General features: G+C 48.9%; 19 protein-coding genes. 7 read left to right on the top strand and 12 right to left on the bottom strand.

Features of this window, described 5'->3' with window-relative positions; translation table 11 throughout:
* Window positions 1-13: 13 nt before the first annotated feature.
* From gntK to BLS14_RS13425, 4 genes are all read right to left on the bottom strand, one after another.
* Entirely contained in the window at window positions 14-1,564 is a 1,551-nt protein-coding gene (gntK, locus tag BLS14_RS13440) for a gluconokinase (protein WP_090952191.1), read from the bottom strand.
* A gap of 129 nt (window positions 1,565-1,693) precedes the next feature.
* Window positions 1,694-2,521, bottom strand: a complete 828-nt coding sequence (locus tag BLS14_RS13435) for a carbohydrate ABC transporter permease (protein ID WP_090952188.1) — start codon at window positions 2,519-2,521, stop codon at window positions 1,694-1,696.
* Window positions 2,522-2,542: 21 nt separating this feature from the next.
* A complete protein-coding gene (locus BLS14_RS13430; protein ID WP_090952660.1) occupies window positions 2,543-3,409 on the bottom strand; it encodes a carbohydrate ABC transporter permease in 867 nt (288 codons plus the stop codon).
* A gap of 129 nt (window positions 3,410-3,538) precedes the next feature.
* Entirely contained in the window at window positions 3,539-4,813 is a 1,275-nt protein-coding gene (locus tag BLS14_RS13425) for an ABC transporter substrate-binding protein (RefSeq protein WP_063567341.1), read from the bottom strand.
* A 322-nt stretch (window positions 4,814-5,135) separates the two neighbouring features.
* Here BLS14_RS13425 and BLS14_RS13420 point away from each other — a divergent pair, with 322 nt between their 5' ends.
* The 5 genes from BLS14_RS13420 (at window position 5,136) to BLS14_RS13400 (ending at window position 11,377) form a co-directional block, all read left to right on the top strand.
* Entirely contained in the window at window positions 5,136-5,903 is a 768-nt protein-coding gene (locus BLS14_RS13420) for a GTP cyclohydrolase II (protein ID WP_090952186.1), read from the top strand.
* Window positions 5,904-6,162: 259 nt separating this feature from the next.
* On the top strand, window positions 6,163-6,741 hold the full coding sequence (locus BLS14_RS13415) for a glycerol-3-phosphate responsive antiterminator (RefSeq protein ID WP_063567339.1): 579 nt from the start codon (window positions 6,163-6,165) through the stop codon (window positions 6,739-6,741).
* 23 nt (window positions 6,742-6,764) lie between these two features.
* Window positions 6,765-8,252 carry a glycerol kinase GlpK gene (gene glpK / locus BLS14_RS13410; RefSeq protein WP_079695492.1) on the top strand — a complete coding sequence of 496 codons (1,488 nt, stop codon included), beginning with the start codon at window positions 6,765-6,767 and terminating at the stop codon, window positions 8,250-8,252.
* Window positions 8,253-8,645: 393 nt separating this feature from the next.
* A complete protein-coding gene (locus BLS14_RS13405) occupies window positions 8,646-10,304 on the top strand; it encodes a glycerol-3-phosphate dehydrogenase/oxidase (RefSeq protein ID WP_090952184.1) in 1,659 nt (552 codons plus the stop codon).
* A gap of 68 nt (window positions 10,305-10,372) precedes the next feature.
* Window positions 10,373-11,377: a Gfo/Idh/MocA family protein gene (locus BLS14_RS13400; protein WP_079695494.1), complete on the top strand. Its 1,005-nt coding sequence runs from the start codon at window positions 10,373-10,375 to the stop codon at window positions 11,375-11,377.
* Between the two features lie 115 nt (window positions 11,378-11,492).
* Here the strand turns inward: BLS14_RS13400 and BLS14_RS13395 are convergent, their stop codons facing one another.
* Window positions 11,493-11,780: a winged helix-turn-helix transcriptional regulator gene (locus BLS14_RS13395; protein WP_062321783.1), complete on the bottom strand. Its 288-nt coding sequence runs from the start codon at window positions 11,778-11,780 to the stop codon at window positions 11,493-11,495.
* Between the two features lie 424 nt (window positions 11,781-12,204).
* On the opposite strand from BLS14_RS13395, the gene BLS14_RS13390 reads away from it, so the two are divergent.
* The gene (locus BLS14_RS13390) at window positions 12,205-12,591 is read left to right on the top strand and encodes a DoxX family protein (protein ID WP_176854501.1); all 387 of its coding nucleotides are present in this window, start codon (window positions 12,205-12,207) and stop codon (window positions 12,589-12,591) included.
* A 180-nt stretch (window positions 12,592-12,771) separates the two neighbouring features.
* Here the strand turns inward: BLS14_RS13390 and BLS14_RS13385 are convergent, their stop codons facing one another.
* The 3 genes from BLS14_RS13385 to BLS14_RS13375 all read right to left on the bottom strand — a co-directional run bounded on the left by BLS14_RS13385 (window position 12,772) and on the right by BLS14_RS13375 (window position 14,444).
* Window positions 12,772-13,290 carry an AbrB/MazE/SpoVT family DNA-binding domain-containing protein gene (locus tag BLS14_RS13385; protein ID WP_064641751.1) on the bottom strand — a complete coding sequence of 173 codons (519 nt, stop codon included), beginning with the start codon at window positions 13,288-13,290 and terminating at the stop codon, window positions 12,772-12,774.
* Between the two features lie 105 nt (window positions 13,291-13,395).
* A complete protein-coding gene (locus BLS14_RS13380) occupies window positions 13,396-14,076 on the bottom strand; it encodes a CidB/LrgB family autolysis modulator (RefSeq protein WP_063567333.1) in 681 nt (226 codons plus the stop codon).
* Window positions 14,073-14,444: a CidA/LrgA family protein gene (locus BLS14_RS13375; protein ID WP_063567332.1), complete on the bottom strand. Its 372-nt coding sequence runs from the start codon at window positions 14,442-14,444 to the stop codon at window positions 14,073-14,075. Before BLS14_RS13375 ends, BLS14_RS13380 begins: the two co-directional genes overlap by 4 nt.
* Window positions 14,445-14,731: 287 nt before the next feature.
* Here BLS14_RS13375 and BLS14_RS13370 point away from each other — a divergent pair, with 287 nt between their 5' ends.
* Entirely contained in the window at window positions 14,732-15,616 is an 885-nt protein-coding gene (locus BLS14_RS13370; RefSeq protein WP_079695497.1) for a cidABC operon transcriptional activator CidR, read from the top strand.
* 193 nt (window positions 15,617-15,809) lie between these two features.
* On the opposite strand, the gene gcvPB is transcribed toward BLS14_RS13370, so the two are convergent.
* Genes gcvPB through BLS14_RS13350 form a run of 4 tightly spaced genes read right to left on the bottom strand, consistent with a single transcriptional unit; the run spans window position 15,810 to window position 22,761 of the window.
* Window positions 15,810-17,378 (bottom strand): aminomethyl-transferring glycine dehydrogenase subunit GcvPB, encoded by a 1,569-nt coding sequence (gcvPB, locus tag BLS14_RS13365; protein WP_072733728.1) that lies wholly within the window; start codon window positions 17,376-17,378, stop codon window positions 15,810-15,812.
* Between the two features lie 27 nt (window positions 17,379-17,405).
* The gene (gene gcvPA / locus BLS14_RS13360; protein WP_072733727.1) at window positions 17,406-18,806 is read right to left on the bottom strand and encodes an aminomethyl-transferring glycine dehydrogenase subunit GcvPA; all 1,401 of its coding nucleotides are present in this window, start codon (window positions 18,804-18,806) and stop codon (window positions 17,406-17,408) included.
* A gap of 48 nt (window positions 18,807-18,854) precedes the next feature.
* Window positions 18,855-19,637: an SDR family NAD(P)-dependent oxidoreductase gene (locus tag BLS14_RS13355; RefSeq protein WP_090952178.1), complete on the bottom strand. Its 783-nt coding sequence runs from the start codon at window positions 19,635-19,637 to the stop codon at window positions 18,855-18,857.
* A complete protein-coding gene (locus BLS14_RS13350; RefSeq protein WP_090952175.1) occupies window positions 19,630-22,761 on the bottom strand; it encodes a beta-galactosidase, LacZ type in 3,132 nt (1,043 codons plus the stop codon). The genes BLS14_RS13355 and BLS14_RS13350 overlap by 8 nt, the downstream gene beginning before the upstream one ends.
* Window positions 22,762-22,792 lie beyond the last annotated feature (31 nt).

Raw genomic sequence — 22,792 nt, 5'->3', positions numbered from 1 at the left:
TGGCGTAGCTAACTCACTTCTGCATCGTTTTATTCTGAAAAGCAGCGATATCGGCATACTCTTCTTCAAACTTGCGGGAGATGCGGATGAAGATCGGCAGCAGTTCGCGATAGACGCGAACGCTATCCGGGTCTGGCTGATGCCGATGCGTCGATCCAATCATGCCGGAGACGGCGCTGAGGGAATCGATGCGGCCAAGAGCATATAGCCCCAGTACGGCTGCCCCCAGGCAGGAGCTCTCGATACTTTCGGGAATGATGACATCCTGGTCGAAAATATCAGCCATCATCTGGCGCCACAGCTCAGAGCGGGCGAATCCGCCCGTGGCCTGAATCTTTTTGGGACGTCCGATCTTCTCTTCAATCGCCAGCATGACGGTGTACAGGTTAAACAAGACACCTTCGAGAGCAGCGCGAATCATATGCTCCTTCTTATGATGCAGCGTCAGGCCGAAGAACGAACCGCGTGCATTCGGATTCCAGAGTGGGGCCCGCTCACCCGTCATGTACGGATGGAACAGCAGGCCTTCCGAGCCTGGAGGTACATTTTCGGCGACACGGGTCAATACTTCATACGGATCAATGCCGAGTCGTTTCGCTGTCTCTACCTCAGATGCCGCAAACTCATCCCGAATCCAACGGAATATCACCCCGCCATTGTTGACCGGACCGCCAATCACCCATGCATCCTCAGTGAGCGCATAACAGAAGAAACGCCCTTTCGGATCAGTGACTGGCTTGTCCACGACGGTACGAATCGCTCCGCTGGTACCGATAGTAACGGCCACGACGCCTGGATCAATGGCGTTTACGCCCAGATTGGAGAGCACGCCGTCACTTGCCCCGATGACAAATGGCGTCGAATCCGCAATACCCATCTCCTTGGCATACTCAGGATTCAAGCCTTTCTTGAGTACATGTGTCGTCGGCACGAGGCGGGACAGATGATCCGGAGTGATGCCTGCGACATGGAGAGCTTCCTCGTCCCAGTCTAGCTTTTCGAGATTCATCATTCCGGTGGCTGAGGCCATGGAATGGTCAATCACATACTCGGAGAACAATTTATAAAATACGTATTCTTTCATTGAAATAAATTTGTGCGTCTGTTTGAACAGCTCAGGTTGATCTCTGGTTAGCCACATGATTTTGGTCAGAGGTGACATCGGATGAATCGGCGTACCGGTTCTCAAATAGATTTCGTGACCGTTCATTTCGGTTTTGAGTGCTTCCGTCCACTCGGCACTGCGATTGTCTGCCCAAGTCATCGCCCGCATCAGTGGTTTGCCGTGTTCATCAATAGGCAGAATGCTGTGCATGGCTGAACTGAACGATACAAACAGGATTTCATCCGGTTTGATGCCGGCCTTGGAGGTCGCTTGTTTAACCGATTCTACTACTGCTTTGAAAATATCTTCTGCATCCTGCTCTGCAATCGCAGGAGTAGGGGTATACAGCGGGTAATCGGCACCGCCTTGAGCCACGATGGTTCCGTTCTCTTCAAACAGGACGGTCTTCGTGGAGGTGGTGCCGATATCTACGCCGATCATATAGGGTGAAGAAGCCATTTTGTCATCCCTCTTTCTTGAATATATAAGTGAAATGAATGCTGTCTATTCATCCAACTTATATGGCATCTGGTATTTATCTATAGATAAGAATATCAGACTTGAGGGATGGATCAAAATGCGCGATCCCTAATCCTTTACAGCTCCTGCGGCAATATCGGAGATAAACTGGCGGCTGATGAACAGGAACATCACGATTAGCGGAATAACAGCCAGCAATGTACCCGCGATAACCATCGCGTAATCCGTATTGTACAGTCCGTTTAATTGAGACAAAGCAATCTGCAGCGTATACTTTCGTGCATCCGTCAAGACGATCAGGGGCCAGAGATAATCATTCCATACGCCAATAAACGTGAACGCACCGAGGAAAGCAAACGCAGGCCGCAGAATGGGCAACGCCACGTTCCAATAGAGCCGAAAAAAGTTACAGCCGTCAATTCGTCCGGCATCCAGCAGGTCATTCGGTATGGACTCCGTGGCATATTGGCGAATCCAGAATATGCCGAAGGCGTTCACCATGCCCGGAATAATGAGGGCTTTGAAGGAGCCAACCCATCCGAACGTCGCCATGAGCACAAAGGAAGGGACCAGCGACAGCTGGGAAGGCACCATCATGGTGGCGAGCAGTAGGACGAAGAGCCATTTTTTACCCGGGAATTCAAACTTCGCAAACGCAAACCCTGCCAGTGAGTCAAAAAACAGCACCAGTACCGTCACCAAGCCCGATACAAACAACGTATTCATGAATGCGCCCCAGAAGTCGATCTGCTGTAGTACTCGACTAACATTATTCCATAGCTCGCTCCCAAACCAGAGCTGAGGTGGGAACTTATAAATGTCGGACGTCGTCCGGGTGGACATTACAATCAGCCAATAGAACGGGAACATGGAAATGAGCATGCCCCCGATAAGACCGATATACAACACCAGCGATTTGAGAGATTTGGACGTCATGAGCGCTCCCCCCTTGTCACTTCAGGATGACTTGCCTTGAACGAGCTTCCAGTTCACAATCGAGAACAGGGCGATAATGAGGAACATGCCCCAACCAACCGCAGCACCGTAGCCGAAGTAGTTATTAATGAAAGATTCGCGGTAAAGGTACAATACAATGGTCATCCCGGCTGCACCTGCGCCGCCATCGTTACCCACGAGAATTTGTGGCTCGGTAAATAGCTGCATGCCGCCGATTGTTGATGTGATCACAGTGAACAGAATGACGGGACGCAGCATTGGAATCGTAATTCGGAAAAAAGACTGTATCCCGGATGCCCCGTCAATCTTGGCAGCCTCGTACAATGTCTGCGGGATGCTCTGAAGTCCAGCCAGATAGATGACTGCGTTGTATCCTGTCCAGCGCCAGACCACCATGGAGGAGATTGCCACTTTGATGCCCCATGGCGCGTTCAGCCACTCCACCACTGGAAGTCCGACGGACTGTAACAGATAATTGAGAAACCCGTAGTTGTTGGCAAATAGGGCACCGAAGATAATGGCGACGGCCACGATGGACGTCACGTTCGGCAGGAAATATCCCACGCGAAACAGCGTACGGAACTTCACAAAAGGTGCATGCAGCAGAAACGCAATGATCAGGGCAAAGAACAACATCGGGATGGTTGCGTATATCCAGATCATGAACGTATTGCCCACCGCTTGCCAGAATTCTGCATCGGTCAGCATATATTTAAAGTTGTTTAGTCCGTTATAGGTCATCACACCAATGCCATCCCATTTGTGGAAGGCCAGATATAAGGAAAAACCGATCGGAAACAGTCCAAACACGGCAAACAGAATGTAAAAAGGGGAGATCGCCACATAGAGTGCACGATGTTCCCACATCCGGGACAAGAGTGATTTCTGCCGATCCAAATCCGGACTTACCTTTCCGGGATCCGGAGTGAGGCGAGGTTCGGTTACAGCCATATGAATTCCTCCTTTGCGGATTGCCATCTCATAAGAGTGTTTGAATTAACGCTGTAACTCCCGCTCAACACGGTGAACCGTATCAGGCCAGACCTGCTCCGGGTTGGCATTTTGCTTCGCAATATCATTCAGCCGCCGAGTAATGATGTTGTGCACCGAAGGGTATCGTTCGCCAAAGAAAGCCTCGGGCACATGCTGTGCCGATTCGGCAAATACAGGCCCTGTTGCCTGTCCGCCGAAGAAGGGTTCTTCTTCTTTCATCGCCGGTGTATCGAACACACCAGGTGCCGAAGGAAACAGGTTCAACGTCTTATATTGTTCAAGCTGATTATCCGGGCTTTGCAGCCACTGGATGACTTCGAACGCTTCTTTAGGGTGTTTGCTTGACTTCAAAATGGACAGGAATGATCCACCGTTATTGCCGTCTCCACCAGGAGCGCGAGTGACTCGCCACTTGCCAGATGTATCCGGCGCGGCTTCCTGCAGTACCTGCTTCATCCAGACGGCTCCCACAAAGGAAGCAATCTCACCATTATTCATCGCTGCGTTCCAGCCCGGGGTCCAGCCGTCGGCATTAGCGAGCAGCCCTTTTTGCTTGAAGGATACGGCGGTATCCCAGCTCTGCTTGACGAGTGGAGAATCCATGCCGATAAACGAGCCGTCAGGACGGAAATACCGTTCGGTTCCTTGCGATAACACTTGATTGTAAACGGTTCCAATATTGTCGGTTAGAAATACCTTGCCTCCGAACTTCTCCTTGATCTTTTCTCCTGCAGCAGAATAGGCATCCCAGTTGTTGATCTGACGAGCCACTTCTTCAGGCTCGGAAGGCAATCCGGCCTCTTTAAATAGATCTGCACGGTAGAAGAGGGCTGTCGGTCCCGTATCCATAGGGAAACCGATCATTTGTCCACCCGGTGTAACGCCTTGCTTCCATTTCCAATCCAGATATTGGTCTTCGACGTCACCTGCGCCGAGATCATACAGATTATAGAAACGGTCCTCGCTGGGAAAGAGCTCCATGATCCAATCGTTCAATGCGACAATGTCGGGCTCACCTGAGCGCGCAGCGAGTGTCGTTTTGAGTTTTGCTTTGAAATCACCACCGATTTTCTGAGCGGTCAGTTCAATATTGGGGAACTTTTCCTTGGCCTTGGCAATCAGCTTATCATCGATGGAACGGTTCCAGTACCATAATGTAAGCGCTACCTTTTTATTGCTCGATGAATCGTTCTGTCCCGGCCATATGGAGCATCCGCTCACCAGCATGACGCAGACTAGCAGAATGGCTGTCCAGCATGTTCTTTTCCGGCGGATCATGTGATAACCCCCTCATCGTTAAGTTCGAGGCATGAAGTGCGATGGACTACAACATAAGTGTATGAGCAGTTTATAAACTCATACCCAATATTCCTGAAATGAAACACAAATTTGTGTCGGTTGCGTATCATAAATTTATTAGTTACTTTAGAAACAAAAGTTACTTGACACAACATAATTTTTATTTTAAACTTGCTTACATAAAGTAACTAATGATGATGACAATAATATAGATACGTATGATATGCAATCCAGTGATCCATTTTCCGTCTGGATGCGAATCAATTCATAACCAAGATGGCTTAACAGGAGGAACTTACTAATGATTAATTCACATATTATTCAACTGCTTGCCCCTAAAATCCAGACTTTTCCGAGTGGAAAAGAATTCATTTACCTCGTTGGGCCGATTAAGCTTCCGGTGAACCTTGATGGAGAGACACACACCTTCCAGTGGTACAGCTGGATGAAATCGGAGAAAGCTATGGAAAGCGGCGAGCTGATTGAATCTCTCGCTACTGCCGAACTGGCTGAACGTCAGCAATCCAGCGTATTAGTGTACGGTGATTTTGCCGAAGCACAGGAAGCACTGATTCGGATGCACAGCATCTGTCATACGGGCGACATCTTTGGCAGCAAACGTTGTGACTGCGGCTTCCAACTGGAGCAATCGATGAAGATGATTGCTGCCCATGGAGCAGGAGCACTCTTTTATCTGGCGAATCATGAGGGCCGTGGCATCGGTCTGTTCAGCAAAGCGATGGCATACCTGTTGCAAGAGGAAGGTCTGGATACCGTTGACGCTAACCTGCAACTTGGGTTCACAGACGATGCGCGTAATTATGATGATGCCATTGCCGTATTGCGTGCGCTTCGTTCAGCTCCTGTTACATTGATCACGAACAATCCACGCAAGCTTGCTGCTTTGCAGGAAGCGGGACTGAATGTAGGTGGACGTGTGCCACTGTGGGGAGATCGCTCGTCCTTTAACGAAAAATATTTGCAGACCAAAGTGAGCCGTTCTGGTCACTTGGCAGAAAATGATGCATGGGCTGGCGAAGAGACCTTGCTTCCACACGCCCAAGCCTAAAAGGTTGATCCCGATCCCGATCGATCGTTCAATATAATTTTGACATAAAGCCTGTTTGCCATTCTGTCCAATAGACAGGACAATTTAAGCTGTTTGTGTATGCTCCTTCTGGGGTATACATGAACAGCTTTTTTAAGTTTAGAGAATGGAACGGTCCCGTCTCACGCCAAGAATTAATCTGACGGTCCTGACTTTGCTTGCCGTTCATACCATACGAACTATACAATATAGGCATCTGATTTATGCGGGAGGAACGAAGGTGCCATTTGAGGGACAGTATGTGTTACCGGCTGCCAAGAGCATGAAGCAGTTTGAAGCAATGATTGAAGGCCCTTACACCTATGGGGTTATGCTGGATACGCATATTGCGCAGCTTCATAGTCTGCTGGAAGAAGCACGGCGACGTGGTAAAAAAATAGTACTGCATGCCGATCTGGTGCAGGGGCTGAAGAACGATGAATATGCCGCAGAGTATTTATGCCAGCATATTCGTCCGGCAGGACTGATTTCGACGCGAGCCAGTGTAATTCAGAAGGCGAAACAGAAAGGGATTACAGCCATTCAGCGCGTTTTTCTGCTGGATACAAATGCGCTGGAGAAAAGTTATCTTTTGCTGTCCAAGACCCAACCGGATTATATTGAAGTACTGCCCGGTGTTATCCCGCATATTATTGCAGAAGTATCCATACGGACAGGTATACCCATTATTGCAGGTGGGTTGATCCGCTCAACGGAAGAGGTTGAACTGGCGCTGGAAGCTGGAGCTACCGCAGTAACCACTTCCAACGTGGACCTGATTCGGCACTACAAGAAATCGCATACAGAATATAAGCAGTAATCCCACAACAGGAGGTTGTCTGTATGGAAAAATATATACTGGCCCTAGATCAGGGGACGACAAGTTCCCGGGCTATTCTATTTAACCGGAGCGGGGAGATTGTACATATTGCACAGCAGGAATTTCCACAGTACTTTCCCAAGCCGGGCTGGGTGGAGCAGAACGCCAATGAAATTTGGAGCTCCATTCTGGCAGTGATGGCTTCATGTCTGGCCGAAAGTGGAATCAAGCCCGTCCAGATTGCCGGCATCGGCATTACGAACCAGCGAGAAACGGTTGTGATATGGGACAAAGAAACGGGCCGGCCCATCTATAATGCAGTAGTCTGGCAGTCCAGACAAACGGCTGATATTTGTGATGAGTTGAAGGCGAAGGGTCTGGGTGACCTATTTCATCGCAAAACGGGTCTACTCATTGACCCTTACTTCTCGGGAACCAAGGTAAAGTGGATTCTGGATCATGTGCCTGGTGCCCGGGAGCGTGCAGAGAAGGGTGAACTCCTGTTTGGTACAATTGATAGTTGGCTGATCTGGAAGCTGAGCGGTGGTAAACATGTCACCGATGTATCTAATGCTTCTCGCACCTTAATGTACAACATCTATGATCTGCAATGGGATGAGGAATTGCTGCAAATTTTGGACATTCCCAAAGCGATGCTGCCGGAAGTGCGCGGTTCATCCGAGGTGTACGCACACACGGTTGACTACCATTTCTTTGGTCATCGGATTCCGATTGCCGGAGCAGCAGGAGATCAGCAGTCGGCATTATTCGGTCAGGGCTGTTACACAAAGGGAAGCATGAAAAATACGTACGGCACCGGCTGTTTCATGCTTATGAATACTGGAGAACAACCCGTACAGTCCAACCACGGGCTGATTACAACTATTGCATGGGGCATTAATGGTAAAATCGAGTATGCGCTGGAAGGCAGTATTTTTGTTGCAGGTTCGGCGGTACAGTGGCTGCGTGACGGCTTACGGATGCTTCGTTCCTCAAAAGACAGTGAGGACTATGCGGCACGTGTACCCTCTACAGACGGCGTTTATATGGTGCCTGCATTTGTGGGTCTGGGCAGCCCTTACTGGGACAGTGAAGTTAAGGGAGCTGTGTTTGGTTTGACGCGAGGAACGACCAAAGAACATTTTATCCGTGCAACCCTGGAAGCACTGGCGTATCAGACCAAGGATGTACTGACGGCAATGGAATCCGATTCAGGTATTCCGGTGAATGCCTTGCGTGTGGATGGGGGAGCGGCTGCCAATGATTTTCTGATGCAATTCCAGAGTGATATTCTGAATATTCCTGTGGAGCGTCCCAATGTGAACGAAACGACAGCATTAGGTGCGGCTTATCTGGCAGGACTTGCAGTAGGCTATTGGAATAGCGCGGATGAATTGGCGAATCACGAGAATACGGAGCGTGTCTTCCATCCGGTTATGGCTGAAGATGAGCGTACAGGACTGTATGCAGGGTGGCAACGTGCAGTGAAGGCAGCGATGGTTTTCAAATGAGTGGATTATATTTCGAATGGGCATTTGTACTTTTTCGTTAAAGTTCTACAATAAATGATATTTATTGGTGGAAAATGATGCATAACTTACAGGGGTTATTTTCCTGGAGAAGAGAAAACATATACCCACTATAAGGAAAAATAAATGATTAGTGGATCAGCTTGAAATTCCATCCGCAGGCAGAACAACTTTTTGAAATTTTTTTGAATAATGTGTCATTTCAGGCCTTCACGCCGCCTTAATTGTGTGATAGGATTAAGTCACAAGTTAAAAAAATGATGTCTGGAGATCGGGAGAGACCACGTACCGCTCAGCAATTGCTGAAGCGAATGACGTGGTCTTTTTTTTGTGCTTTTGTGGGTATAACAGAGGTAATCAATGGGAGGAATCAGAATGACAACATCGTTCTCGGCGGAAAAGCGTACGGAATATCTGGATCGGATGGCGAATGCACATTTTGACATATTGATTATTGGTGGGGGAATCACGGGAGCCGGGATTGCGCTGGATGCAGCTTCCCGCGGATTAAAGACAGCACTGGTGGAAATGCAGGATTTTGCAGCAGGCACATCCAGTCGTTCGACCAAACTGGTGCATGGTGGTCTACGGTATCTGAAGCAGTTTGAAGTGAAAATGGTGGCTGAGGTGGGACGGGAGCGAGCGGTGGTGTACGAGAATGGGCCGCATGTGACGACACCCGAACCGATGCTGCTCCCCATCTATACGGCGGGTACCTTTGGCCGCTTCAGCACATCCATGGGCCTGATGGTGTACGACCGGCTTGCCGGAGTGAAGCGTAGTGAACGACGCCAAATGTTAAATGCCGGTGCCGTCTCAGACAGTGAGCCTTTGCTGCGCAAGGAAGGACTGCTGGGTGGTGGACGTTATGTGGAATACCGAACGGATGATGCCCGGCTTACCATTGAAGTGATGAAGGAAGCGGTGCGGCGCGGCGCACAGGCAGTGAACTATGTGAAGGCAGCGAAATTCCTGAAGGAGAATGGGGTCATTACCGGAATTCAGGCTGTGGACCAGATCAGCGGTCAATCTTATGATTTGCGGGCAACCAAGGTGATTAATGCTTCCGGTCCATGGGTGGATGAGCTGCGCAAGATCGATGGGTCTCGCCAGGGCAAAACGTTGCAGATGACCAAAGGTATTCATCTGGTATTCGACGGTACGCGTTTCCCGTTAAGGCAGGCTGTATATTTTGATACACCGGATGGACGAATGGTCTTTGCTGTCCCGCGGGATGGGAAAACCTATGTGGGAACCACAGATACCGTATTCGAAGATGATCCCGCACACCCGTTAATCTCTGAGGCAGACCGGAATTATGTCATCGATGCCGTCAACGGCATGTTCCCGGACGTTCGGATTCGAGCCGAGGATGTGGAGTCCGGTTGGGCAGGTGTGCGTCCGTTGATTCATGAGGAAGGCAAAGGACCTTCCGAAATTTCCCGCAAGGATGAAGTGTGGGTAGCCCCTTCGGGGTTGATCACGATTGCCGGGGGTAAATTAACCGGGTACCGCAAAATGGCCGAGATGGTTGTTGATCTCGCTGCTCGCCAATTGGAGCAGGAGACGGGAAAATCGATAGGACCATGTATAACGAAAGAGATGCCAATCTCTGGAGGTCATGTTGGCGGTTCCGCCGGTTTTGGCGCGTATGCAGAACGCAAGATTAAGGACGGCGTAGCACTTGGGCTCGACAGATCTACTGCGGAACGGTTAGCCCGAGTGTATGGTTCCAATGTGGACGCACTGTACGAGCGGATGCCTGATCCGCGGGCAAAGGCAGAGCTGCATGGTATGTCGCAGGAGCTGCTGCTGATGCTGCGTTATGCCATTGACGAGGAGATGGCTGTGACACCTGCAGACTTTTTTGTGAGACGCACCGGAGACCTGTTTTTCCGCATTGACGAAGTCCGTCAGTATAAGGCAGTAGTGATTCAGTTTATGGCTGAACGCCTGGATTGGCGGGAGGAGCAAGCGATACGGTTTGCGAATGAACTGGATCAGTTGCTCTTGGAAGCATCGGGCAAAATGTAATGCAGGATTTCGCATCTGGGGGTCGAATGGAACATGTAAGCGTGTAACAAGGAGAGGGGTTTACATCTATGACTTTACAGATCGGAATCATTGGAACAGGTTGGTTCAGCAAGGTACATGCAGATATTCTGGCACGAATGGAAGGCGTTCGTGTAGCAGCTGTCTGTGGAACAACGCTGGAAAAGGCGGAGGCTATGGCTTCCGTTTATGATGCTGTTGGCTACGGTGAACTTGAACATATGCTGGATGGTGAAAAGCTGGATGCAGTCTATATCTGTGTTCCTCCGATGTCTCATGGATCGATTGAAGCTGAATTGATTCGTCGGGGTATCCCGTTCCTGGTGGAAAAACCGCTGAGTACAGGCATGGATATTCCTCGTCAGGTGCTGGATCAGGTACAGAAGTCTGGATTGTTGACATCCGTAGGTTATCATTTCCGTTATCAGGAGGCTGCACAGGTACTGAAAGAAGCGATGAAAGAGCAGACCGTCGGCATGGCGCTTGGGCGCTGGATGGGCGGAATGCCAGGAGTCGCCTGGTGGCGTCGCCAGGAAGGATCCGGGGGACAGTTTGTGGAACAGACGACCCATATCGTGGATTTGCTGCGGTACTGTGCTGGTGAAGTGACAGAGGTATACGCTGCAGCGGCCCAGCGCAGCATGCATGAGAAGCACGAACATGTCACGGTAGCCGATGTGGCGAATGTAACGCTTAAGCTAGAAAGTGGGGCGATCGCGAGCATTGCCAACACTTGCCTGCTGCCAGATGGTGAAGGCGGTGCAGGGCTCCAGTTTTACACGGACGCCGGAGTCTGGGATTGGACGCCTGAACGTCTTCTTCTGCCAAGTGCTGCCCCTCATGCGATGGCAGGTCTGGAGATTCCAGCAGGGCATAACCCGTATGAGCGGGAAAATGAAGCGTTCATTCACGCCCTTCGTACCGGAGATCGTTCACGGATTTTGTCCGATTATGCGGATGCCTGCCGTACACAGGAAATTACAACGGCGGCATTGGTTTCGGCAGATTCGGGATTGCCGGTACAGCTTCAGCGCTCCAAACATCTCTCTCATTAATCCTTTTATGACGTAACCAGAAATATAACCACATGAAAAAGACGCCTGAATCTGGACTGATCCGAAGATCAGTTCAATTCAGGCGTCTTTGTGTTGTACATGAATCAGAATCTGGCTACTTAGTAGACTGCTGCTGTTTCAACCAGTCTGAGGACCAGTTGTAAATCTGATTGATGACGGGTTCGATGGCTCTTCCTTTGGGCGTCAATTCATACTCTACGCGGGGCGGAATTTCAGGATACATATGCCGGGTTACGATACCTTCCATTTCCATCTCCTTTAGACGTTCGGATAATAACCGACCGCTAATCGCCATTTCTGCTTCCAGCTCTGTGAATCGTTTCGGTCCGGATAACAGTTGGTACATGATGAGCAGTACCCATTTCTTACCGATGATATCCATGGCCTGAGTAATGAGACAGGGACTTGGTGATTTTACTTTTCTCAGCTTCAACGTGTTCACCTCGATTCAAGTATTGATGGATTTCTTCGTATATTCGTATATATAAAAGTGCGTGGCTTTCTGCCGCTCTGACCAAAGTAAGGGACAATGAAGTCAACATGTTACTACAAAATGTACTGTAACATACCTTTTGTATGTATTATACACTATTCGTCAAAAAATTACTTGAATAAATAATGTTATTATTATATACTCACTTCATAAAAGTAAGTTAATGATTATTAATATGTATAATATCAGCACGTACCTTTTTTTGCAGTGCAAACTGCCCATTTTAAAAATAGAGTTACGCAGTAACTTTTACATAGATTGCTTTTTATACAACAGATGGATATGGACATTCATTTTCAGGAGGATTATACATATGAACAAGGGCTTAAGAATTTTGGGATATATTGCGTTGGTTGTGCTTGCAGGTGTGTTTGTGATGGCGGGGTTTAACAAGGTTAGTGGAGCAGAGATGATGGTGCAGACTTTCGAAGGTTTCTCTTATCCTACATGGACGATGTATCTCACTGGTGCAGTAGAGCTGCTCAGTGCGGTGGGTCTGTTGATTCCACGAACTCGTATTCTGGCTTCAGGAGTATTGACGTTTATTCTGATTGGGGCTGTGGGAAGTCATCTGATTTACGGACAATATACGGCTGTTCCTTTCCCGGCAGTGCTACTAGTTGCCAACATTCTCGTTCTTATTATGGGCATGCGTAAACTGGAAGCAGAAGAAATGGATATGGATCTCGTGCAGGTCTAAAGAGTTAGACGCTGGAGTAACGAATATTGAAAAAGATGACCACTGTGATTAAGCGGTAGTCGTCTTTTTTACGTTTATCTCAAAAAAAAGAAGAACCCACGGATTTCAAAGGGTTCTCTTGCAACGGGACTTCTTGAAACGGAAGGTCTCCTGATTAATAAATAATCGAATAAATTCCTATTATAGTAGTTTTTTAAGTTGGGAGACGCGTCCTTGGCTAATGCCAAGCTTTTCCGCAATTTGCTGTTGAGCCAAACCAGGATTCTGTTCAACAATTTCCTTCATCTGTTGCAGCATGCGTGCCGTCTTCGGCCGCAGGTCCGGGTACTCATGGTTGGCAGCTGTAGTCCCTTCTTCCCATGCGGGAGATGAGACTGTGGCGGATTCGGTAGCAGGACGCTCCACGGGTGCAGGAGCCTGTTTGTTTGGAGGAACGAACCAATCGGGAGTGTCATCCGGGTGTTTTAATTGAATTGCACAAGTCCGGCAGATGAATTGCTCTTTGAAATACATTTCAGTATCCACATCACCGCAAAAAATACACAATGTTGATTTGTACTTTCTCAAAATCAACTCTTTCCCTTCAATGAAAAACTCGAGCGGATCGCCGATATGGATTTCCATCGTATCCCGCATTTCTTTGGGAAGGACAATTCGTCCAAGGCGGTCCAGAGATCTCTTCATTCCGGTTCTTTTCATCGCATCTCCCCCGCAATATTCACAATTAAAACCTGTCCTTATTGTAAGGAAGAAAGGGCTTTAATACAACAATAATATTTCAAGAAATAGGGTTAATTCCATCTATTATGGGAAAATAAGTTTGGATAGCACGGGTGCAACCGCTAATGTGAACAATGCGGCCAGTACCATGGAGATGCTGGAGATGGTACCTGTCAGTGAACTGAGCTCAAAAGCCTTGGATGTGCCTGTTCCATGGGCACCGGTTCCAAGCAGCGTTCCACGTGCAATCTCACCATCAATACGCAGCATTTTCACAATGGATGGCCCCATAATCGCCCCCAGCAGACCGGTCATGATGACAAAAACCGCCGTAACCGCCGGAATGCCTCCAATGGTAGCCGATACATTCATGGCAATAGGGGTCGTGATCGATCTTGGGATCAGACTATGAATGAGTCCGGAGTCCAGGCGCAGCCATTTGGCGAGCAGGGCAGAAGAGAGGACCGCCACAACGGAGCCCGTCATAACGCTGAAGACGATCTCGGAAATATGTTTTTTGAGTACATGGAAGAATGTATAGAGCGGAATAGCGAAGGCTACCGTTGCCGGTTGAAGCAGCAAACTTAGCCATTTACCACCACTGCTGTAGGCTGCGTAATCCGTGCCTGTTGCGAGCAGCACACCGACGACAAGAAGCGGCGTAATCAGCAGCGGAGACAGATACACTTTGGGCAGGTTGCGATACATGCGTTTGGCGACCAAGTAAATACCGACGGTTAACAAGAGACAGAGGAATCCAATCATCCGGTGTGACGCTCCTTTCGTTTGGCGATTCGGGTGGCAACAAGGCCTGTGCAGGCCATGACCAGAAATGTGCTAAGCAGAACAATAAACAAAATTTGCAGTCCATCTTGCTCCAGCATGGGCATGTAGTTCATAATGCCAACGGCTGACGGGATGAAAAACAGCAGCAGCTCACCGAGCAGCCAGGCAGCTCCAATTTCGATCCAGCGCAGCTTCACGACCCGGGTCTGAAGCAGAATGAATAGCACGATCATACCGAGTATGGAACCTGGTACAGGTAGATGGAGAGCACGGGCCAACTGGTCCATGAGCAGTGAAAAGGCCATCAAGAGCGCAACTTGCAAAATGCCAAGGCCCCATTTCTTCACTTCAATCCCTCCTTGTATAATGAACGTGATGATTTTGAGTTGTTTATGAAAATGAATGGAAGCATTGTTTGAATCAATTTCATAACTCACTAAAAGTGAATTTAAGTAACTAGATATAGACAAATTGAATCGTTTTGATCTATATCTAGCCCTGATTGAAGCAGACAAATGTATTATGAAAATGATTCACTTGATATAACAAATTTTACATCGCATTCTTTCATGAGTAAAATGCATATTAAGAATGTTTACCATTCCATTTATCTATGAGAGATGGGGATCAGACGATGGATATCCGCCATTTGCAATATTTTCTGGAAGTTGCGCGGCAGCAAAGCTTCACCAAAGCGGCCGAAGTGCTGTTCATTACACAACCGACGATTAGCAAAACCGTCAAAAGCTTGGAAGACGAATTGGGCGTAACGCTGCTTGATCGTTATGGCAAGAAGGTAGCGTTAACGGATGCAGGGCATGTCTTTTTTCGGCAGGCGCTGGAGATTGAAAAGTCATTTCGCAGCTTATCGTCCGAATTGGATGACTTGATGAATCTGAAGAAAGGACACCTGCGGATCGGCTTGCCGCCGATGATAGGTTCGAGCTTTTTTCCGATGATTATCGGTGAATTTCATAAAGCTTACCCACAGGTAACCATTCAGCTCTTCGAAGACGGTGCCAAAAAAGTAGAGGCCGATGTGATTAGTGGTGCACTGGATATTGGTGTCTCCGTTCTGCCTACCGTGGATGAACTCGTGGACCACTTTGTTTTTGTGGAAGAGAAACTGAATCTGATCGTACACCCTTCACACCCGCTTGCGGGCAAAGAGTCCATCGCGCTGCGCGAGCTGGAGCATGATGCATTTGTGCTGTTTCGGGAAGATTTTGCGCTGCATGACCGGATTATCGCCGCCTGTCAGCATGCGGGATTCCAGCCTCGGGTGGTGTACGAGAGCTCCCAATGGGACCTGCTCAGTGCAATGGTAGCGGCCAATCTGGGTGTGGCTTTGCTGCCAGAAACGATCTGCCGTGAGGTGGATCATATGCGTGTGCGCATTATACCTGTGATGGAACCTGTGATTCCGTGGCAGCTCGGCATGATTTGGCGGAAGGACCGATATTTATCCTTTGCAACCCGGGAGTGGATCAGTTTCACACAGTCCATGCTGAGTGAATAAGAAAATAGGTGTAAACGGGGAAGAGGAACCGGAGAGATCGTTATCTTAACTCCACTGAAAGCTATAGAATCATATTAAAGCGCCCCTCAACACGGTTGAGGGGCGCTGCTTTTCTGTCTATTTATAAAACGAGTAATATTAATGTTCCTCTATATGCACAATAAGAGTAGCTACAGCGTACATGCTAATGCAGTTAGTGAAGCTCTGGCTGTGTTTTTTTCAAATATGCACGCCAAGTAATACACCATTGTTTCGGGTCGTCCAAAGATGATTCGTCATTGCGATGCACCGTACTGTTATGCGGAGCTGATTTGACGATATCTGGCTGAGTATAGGCTTCATTTGAGATATGCTCCAGCGCATGGATATATTCGTCGAGATCCTCCTTGGAATAGGATTCCGTTGGCTCCAGTGTGAACGGCTGTGGAACAATATACGGGTGATGAGAGGTCCAGTAATGCAAGCCAAAATCGCACATTCTTCGCGTAATATCCTCCGTCGTCACTCCAGTCTCATCCGTGAGTTGTTTCCAGCTGTAGCGGACCTGTTCTAAACGGCGTCCTTGGACATACGGGGCACTCGCTCCGCGTATTTGAACAATTTTATGATATAGATAGTTGTTATTCAGCACCGCCACCTGAGCGACATCCTTCAGACCGTCCGGTCCGAGGCTCATAATCCAGGCGTAGGAGCGGAGTACAGTTTGGGCTACACCGTGAAAACTCCGTACCTTACCAATGCTGACTTCCGTTTGATCTCTCAAAATATAACGTCCGTCATCTTCCTTATCCACCAAAGGGCCGGGCATGAAATTCTTCAATTCTTCCGTCACTCCGAGAGCGCCCGTAGCAGGACCACCGCACATATGGGGCGCAGCAAAGGTTTTGTGAAGATTGAAAAAGCACATATCAAAACCCGCTTCCTTCGCTCGTGTAATTCCGAGCAGGCCATTGGCGTTAGCCTGATCATAGTAGCAGACACCACCAGCTTCGTGCACGACATCCGTAAATTCTCGGATACGATGATTGTAGATGCCTGTGTCCTCTGGATTAGCCACAACAAATCCGGCAGTCCGCTCGGAGACAACGTTCTTCAGCTTCTCAAGGTCCGGGAATCCATTCTCGTCTGGATGCAACGTAATAATCTTATATCCCTTAACCGCAGCTGTAGCGGCTTGCGAAGGATGAGAGAAGATCGTTGTAATAATCTCATCACGTTGCTCACCTTCACCGCGCGAATCATGATAGGCGCGAACGATGGAGGCCATAGCCAGAAGTGCCTGGGTTCCGCTACTCGGCTGAAAGGAGAACGCATCCATACCCGAAATCTCTCGCATTGCCAGATCGAGATTGTGGAATATCTCCAGCATCCCCTGAACAGAATCCACATCTTGTAGCGGATGAAGCTCGGTCATACGTGGATTTCGGATAAGCATTTCGTTAATCCGGGGAATATATTTCATCGTGCAGGTTCCCTGACCAATCTCCACGTTCATATCCGATCCCAGCGTTTCCTGGGATAATCTCAGATAATGCCGCAGTACCTTTGCCTGCCCGATTTCTGGCAAAGCGGGAATAGTGCGCCGCCACATGGATGCCGGTATGTTGTCTTCTGCGGAGCCTACTTCAGCTGCTACAGTCGCTTCCGTTCCCGGCGGCACGACGCCTCGCTCCCCGGGTCGGTGAAGTTCAAAGATAACGGGCTCATCCCATTTAGCTTGGTGAAACTTCCGAACCTTATGATCTCTGCGAATTCGTTTCATGGCGTTCAGTCCTCCTCTATATGATCGTTATGACGTGCTGACAATGGAACGAAGAGTATCGACGAGTCGGTCCAAATCCGCCTGGGTATGCGTTTCCGTAACGCAGTACAGTGCACATTGACCCCATGATGGGTAGGATAAAGACAGATCCTTACCTCCGAAAATTCCTGTCTCCATTAATCTTTGGTTGATCTCATCAACGGTTAGACCTGTATCATTAAAATCAACAACAAACTCTTTGAAAAAGGTGCCATTTTCGAAGTGAAGAGATACACCTGGAATTCGTGATATCTGTTTTGCAGCGTAATGCGATTTCTGGATAATGGTGCTGCCAACCTCTTGCATTCCAGCAGGACCGAGAAGAGCCAGATATACTCCTGCCGTAATGCCCCATAATGCGGTCTGAGTTCCTACCGATTCCTTGCCTTTCTCCCGAAGAGCGAATGATGTACGTTCATAGGCCACATCTCCGAAGCCATATTCGCCTTCCACTTCGGTTGGCACGATGCCAAATAGCCGGGAAGGGTATTCCATTACGTATTTTTCCTCATCACGTGTTGCAATGAAGCCAGCCTGCCCACCGCCAAAGTTCATATGCATACCCAGCGGCTGTAAATCTCCGCAAATGATATCGGCCCCGTAATGGCCCGGAGGCTCCAGAACTCCAAGTGATATGGGATCAACACCTACAATAGAAACGGCATTAATCTTATGAGCTAGTTCAGATATCTCGGCACCCTGATCCTCAATGATTCCAAGATAACAGGGATTTTCAAAGTATACTGCCGCCGTATCGTCATTTAATTTGCTGCTCAGATCATTCAGATCCATTCGTCCTGTTACCTGATCGATGTCAACATACTGAATCTCCATTACCGGAGTACAGTAATTACGAATAATCGCCGCCTTATCCGGATCTACGGAACGCGGGAGCAGCACGGTTTTGCGCCCTGTAATACGCCCAGCCATCCGAATCGCGGTGGAAGCCGCCTGAGCCCAGTCAAAGGTTGGAACATTTACGACATCCATGTCCACGAGCTCGGCAAGCAGGCTCTGATATTCGAATAGGGCTTGGAATCGACCATGGTCTTCATAAGGTTCTCCGGCATAGGCCGTCACGAACTCAGAACGCTGATTGATCTCGTCGCATACAGCCGGGATGAAATGCTGCCAGCATCCTGCACCCAGAAAATTAAGATAATCTCCACTGTGCTTGTTCTTTGCTAACAGTCCATCAATATGTCGGCGCAGTTCATACTCGTTCATGGCTGGCGGAAGGTCCATCTCCCGCTTCAGCTTCAGGCTGTCAGGGATCGCGTCGTGGAGTTGCTCCATAGACGTTAAACCAATTTCTTTCAGCATCGCGTCCCGGACCTCCGGAACGGTATTTGGAATATAGGGATGGGCATATGTTTTGTTGTCAGCCACAATTAACGCCTCCGTTCATATGTTGGGAAAATGGTAATTCTTATCGTCCTAAGCGATCCCGCCTCCGTCAACAACGAGCACACTGCCTGTTACCCATGAGGATAAGTCACTCGCTAGGAACAATACGGCATTCGCGATATCACGCGGTGTACCTAGACGCTCCAGCGGTCTGCCTCCTGCAGAGGCAACCAGAAATGCTGACTCATCCTGCTGCAGCTGCTTCGCTTCGTCACGCAGGAGTGGTGTATCCGTATCTCCTGGTGATACACAGTTGACTCGAATATTCGCCGTTCCATGGTCGATAGCCATGGCGCGCGTCAGATTAACAACGCCTGCTTTTGCTGCACAATAAGCTGCTGCGCGGTCTCCACCTTTCAGTCCCCAACCTGAGCCTGTGTTAATGATGCTACCGCCACCGCTTTGCTCCATAATGGGAATTACATATTTAGAAAGGAGAAAGACACCTTTGAGTGAGACATCTAGTACAAGATCCCAGTCTCTTTCATCCAACTCGGTAACCGTTTTGCGGCGAATAACCCCTGCGTTATTGAACAGGACATGAATTCCTCCAAGAGTCGATTTGATCTCTGAAGCTGTGCGTTCACAATCTGCGGCAGAGGTCACGTTGCAGCAGTAAAAGCTGGCCTGACCTCCCTGTTCACGGATACTGGCGACTGCCTCGTTACCCGCAGCCTCATTAATATCAATCAAGACAGCATGTGCCCCGAAGCTCGCTAGAAGCTCAGCGGTGGCCAGCCCAATGCCTGATGCCCCACCAGTAACGACGGCTACCTTGCCAGATAAATTCAAAACGTCCTGTGTATTAAGCATCTTTATCTTCCTCCATTTCATATTGCATCGCTTCTGTACTCATTCGGCGGCTCAGCCTTTCAGGAGAGCTATCCTCCGCCATATACGCCTGAAGCAAGATACGGAACCGGAACGCTTCCGGTTTAACTGTATTCTCAGGCGACTGTGCTGGGCCGCAGCTATTACTTCCCAGTCCGTTCTGTCGGTAATCCAGATTCAGAGTAATGAAATCACGAGGTGCCAAATCGCTCATATGCTGCGCCTTCTCCAGATCACCATCCGTGTAACGTCTAGCGCTGAAATCAAGCGTTGGCGCTCCTGCCGCCAGCAGACCGATTCCTGCTCCATCGGCAATCGAAACCCATCTTACATCTGTCCGATTTCCATTCTCTTGGGGATAAATATATGACGTGAACAATCCATCTACACTGCTCTGATATACGCCGAAGCGTCCGGCCTCCCGGCTATCCGAATAGCTCTCTCCCGGCCCACGGCCATACCATTTCACACGATCTATATCACCGGGAACTTTCATCTGAAGACCGATTTTCGGGAGCATAGCAGGTGGTGTTCCTTCCGGCATTCCCTTCACATCTATAATGATTAGTCCGCTTGCAGTAACCGTATAGGACGTTTCACAGCGGAAGCCCCAATCGTAGACAGGAGGTGCTATGCGTGAAGTCCAAGTCATACGCACAGATGTTTCATTCAATCGATCCCAGCGGAAGTCGTCTATCCGCTCGGTCAGTCGATCGAGGTGTGCCTTGCGCCAATCCGGGAGCACATACATATCGTTATCAATGGGAGCACGCCAGAAATTCAGTCGTGGTCCATGTTGAATGAGTTCCTTTCCGTTCAGGTGAAGTGAGGTGACCCCTGCACGTAGACGATTAAAAGAAATACGGAAACTGTCATTCGTAAGGATTAGCTCTCGCCCTTCTTCGGTAACTGACAACTTCTGCTCTACAGACAGCAGGGATGAGGGAGATACGGCTGAGGTGGAATGATTCGGCAGTGCAAACTGCGCCCAAGCCACCTCATGCCCCTGTTCCGCCCAAGCGCAGTCTGCTGCCAGCGTAAATCCGACATTCAGCCACATCTCCGTACCCGGCTCAAGATGAATCGACTGTTGATCTGTTAAATTCAAATGTGGAATCAATACGTTTGCGCTATCACCCGGACCAATCTGAGGAAGTACGAGTGCACCACTGTTTATGGTTCTTCCATCAGCCGTGACGCTGTAGTGAATCTGCAGATGATCTAATGTCACAAAGTCATACCGGTTCGTTACGCGAATCTTTCCTGCGTCTATCATTTCGACTCGTACAGGTTCGATGATTTTCTTATATTCAATGAGTCCCGGAGAGGGGGTGCGGTCTGGGCGAACCAGCCCGTCAATAACAAAATTACTGTTATTCGGTACATCTCCGTAATCTCCGCCGTAAGCGTAGTCAGCCTTGCCATCGATTGATTTTCTGCTCAGCCCATGATCGATCCATTCCCAGACAAAGCCGCCTTGAAGACGTCGATAAGCATCAAAGGTGTCAAAATACGTCCGTAACCCTCCGGGCCCATTGCCCATCGCATGGGCAAATTCGCATAGAATATGCGGTTTCGGATGATCGGTTAGCTGGCCGAATCCTTCCATTTTCTCCACAGAAGAATACATCGTGCTCACCACATCACAGACTTCTGCTTCACGGTCTTCTTCATAATGGATAAGACGTGTGGAATCATTGGCTTTGCACCATTCAGACATCGCACGGAAATTGCAGCCGAATCCCGATTCATTGCCAAGCGACCAGAAAATCACGGAAGGGTGATTCTTGTCGCGCTCCACCATACGGCGGATGCGGTCAACATAAGCATCCTTCCAAGCGGGGTCATCGCTAAGTCGTGAAATATTACCCAGCGGCTCAAAGCCGTGTGTCTCCAGGTCCGTCTCTTCCATAACGTATAACCCATACTCATCACACAGATCATAGAACCGCGGGTCGTTCGGATAATGTGCTGTCCGCACCGCATTGATATTGTGCTGCTTCATCATTTGAATTTCTTCGAGCATGGTGGATACCGTGACGGTTCGTCCCGTATCTGGATGATGGTCATGCCGGTTTACTCCTTTGAGAAGGATCGCTACTCCATTCACTAAGAACTGTCCATCCTTGACTTTCACACGGCGGAACCCAACTCGCTGGGCAATCGTTTCTATAACCTGATTCTTCGAATCAACCACTGAAATGATTAGATGATATAAATAAGGAGATTCAGCATTCCATAAAAAAGGCTTTGCCACAGGCAGATTGAACTCGACACTCGAAGGATGGTTTAGATTCTTCTCAGCAGACAGGATCTGCTCGCCAACGTTATTCAGCAGTTGCAACTGTACCGTGCCCTGAACTTCTTCTCCATCCAGATCTAAGCGGACCGACAGTACCGCATTGGTAAACTCTGTATCTAGCTCCGTTACAATTCGATAATCTGTAATACGGGATGCTGAAGGCTCGGAAACCAGATAGACATCCCGGAAAATGCCACTCATCCACCACATATCCTGGTCCTCCAAATAACTACCGTCAGACCACTGGTATACCCGGACCGCCAATCGGTTAATTCCCGCCTGAAGGAAAGGGGTCAGATCGAACTCTGATGTCAGGCGGCTGCCTTGGCTGTAGCCGACAAATGAACCATTCAGCCATACATGAAAGGCGCTATCTACACCGTCGAACTTAAGTGAAACAACTCTTCCGTCCCAATGGTCTGGCAGCGTAAATTCCCTTATATAGCTACCCGTTGGGTTATCATTAGGTACATGAGGAGGATCAACAGGGATTGGGTACTCGAGATCCGTGTAATGCGGATTTCCGTAGCCTTGCAACTGCCAGTGGCCAGGGACACGAATATCATCCCAACCTGAGGTGTCATATTCATTTTGATGAAAATCCGGGGGCGCTATATCCGGTCCCTCAGCAAATTGGAACTTCCAAATACCGTTCAGCGATTTGAACCACGGAGAGCTTCCTCTGTCATAGCTCAGAGCACTTTCTTTATTGGAATGAGGAATAAAATAGGAGCGACTCTTCGCACGGTTTCTCTCCAGCACGCTGAGGTTATCCCAGTCGCGCTCAATATTCATAACAGTCATGATCGTCAATCCTTTCCTCTATCTGTGTGTC

Source organism: Paenibacillus sp. OK060, assembly GCF_900101205.1.
In the GTDB taxonomy this organism is placed as follows: domain Bacteria; phylum Bacillota; class Bacilli; order Paenibacillales; family Paenibacillaceae; genus Paenibacillus; species Paenibacillus marchantiae.
The sequence above is the reverse complement of the archived record's forward strand: the minus strand, read 5'-3'. Positions and strand labels throughout refer to the sequence as shown.

Bases quoted from the DNA above. Each gene is read 5' to 3' on its own strand.
- gcvPB (WP_072733728.1), bottom strand. From the start codon at position 17,378: ATGAAACGAATTCGCAGAGATCATAAGGTTCGGAAGTTTCACCAAGCT.
- BLS14_RS13390 (WP_176854501.1), top strand. From the start codon at position 12,205: ATGAACAAGGGCTTAAGAATTTTGGGATATATTGCGTTGGTTGTGCTT.
- BLS14_RS13430 (WP_090952660.1), bottom strand. From the start codon at position 3,409: ATGTGGGAACATCGTGCACTCTATGTGGCGATCTCCCCTTTTTACATT.
- BLS14_RS13425 (WP_063567341.1), bottom strand. From the start codon at position 4,813: ATGATCCGCCGGAAAAGAACATGCTGGACAGCCATTCTGCTAGTCTGC.
- gntK (WP_090952191.1), bottom strand. From the start codon at position 1,564: ATGGCTTCTTCACCCTATATGATCGGCGTAGATATCGGCACCACCTCC.
- BLS14_RS13435 (WP_090952188.1), bottom strand. From the start codon at position 2,521: ATGACGTCCAAATCTCTCAAATCGCTGGTGTTGTATATCGGTCTTATC.
- BLS14_RS13400 (WP_079695494.1), top strand. From the start codon at position 10,373: ATGACTTTACAGATCGGAATCATTGGAACAGGTTGGTTCAGCAAGGTA.
- BLS14_RS13420 (WP_090952186.1), top strand. From the start codon at position 5,136: ATGATTAATTCACATATTATTCAACTGCTTGCCCCTAAAATCCAGACT.
- BLS14_RS13355 (WP_090952178.1), bottom strand. From the start codon at position 19,637: ATGCTTAATACACAGGACGTTTTGAATTTATCTGGCAAGGTAGCCGTC.
- glpK (WP_079695492.1), top strand. From the start codon at position 6,765: ATGGAAAAATATATACTGGCCCTAGATCAGGGGACGACAAGTTCCCGG.
- BLS14_RS13395 (WP_062321783.1), bottom strand. From the start codon at position 11,780: ATGGATATCATCGGTAAGAAATGGGTACTGCTCATCATGTACCAACTG.
- BLS14_RS13385 (WP_064641751.1), bottom strand. From the start codon at position 13,290: ATGAAAAGAACCGGAATGAAGAGATCTCTGGACCGCCTTGGACGAATT.
- BLS14_RS13405 (WP_090952184.1), top strand. From the start codon at position 8,646: ATGACAACATCGTTCTCGGCGGAAAAGCGTACGGAATATCTGGATCGG.
- BLS14_RS13350 (WP_090952175.1), bottom strand. From the start codon at position 22,761: ATGACTGTTATGAATATTGAGCGCGACTGGGATAACCTCAGCGTGCTG.
- BLS14_RS13380 (WP_063567333.1), bottom strand. From the start codon at position 14,076: ATGATTGGATTCCTCTGTCTCTTGTTAACCGTCGGTATTTACTTGGTC.
- BLS14_RS13370 (WP_079695497.1), top strand. From the start codon at position 14,732: ATGGATATCCGCCATTTGCAATATTTTCTGGAAGTTGCGCGGCAGCAA.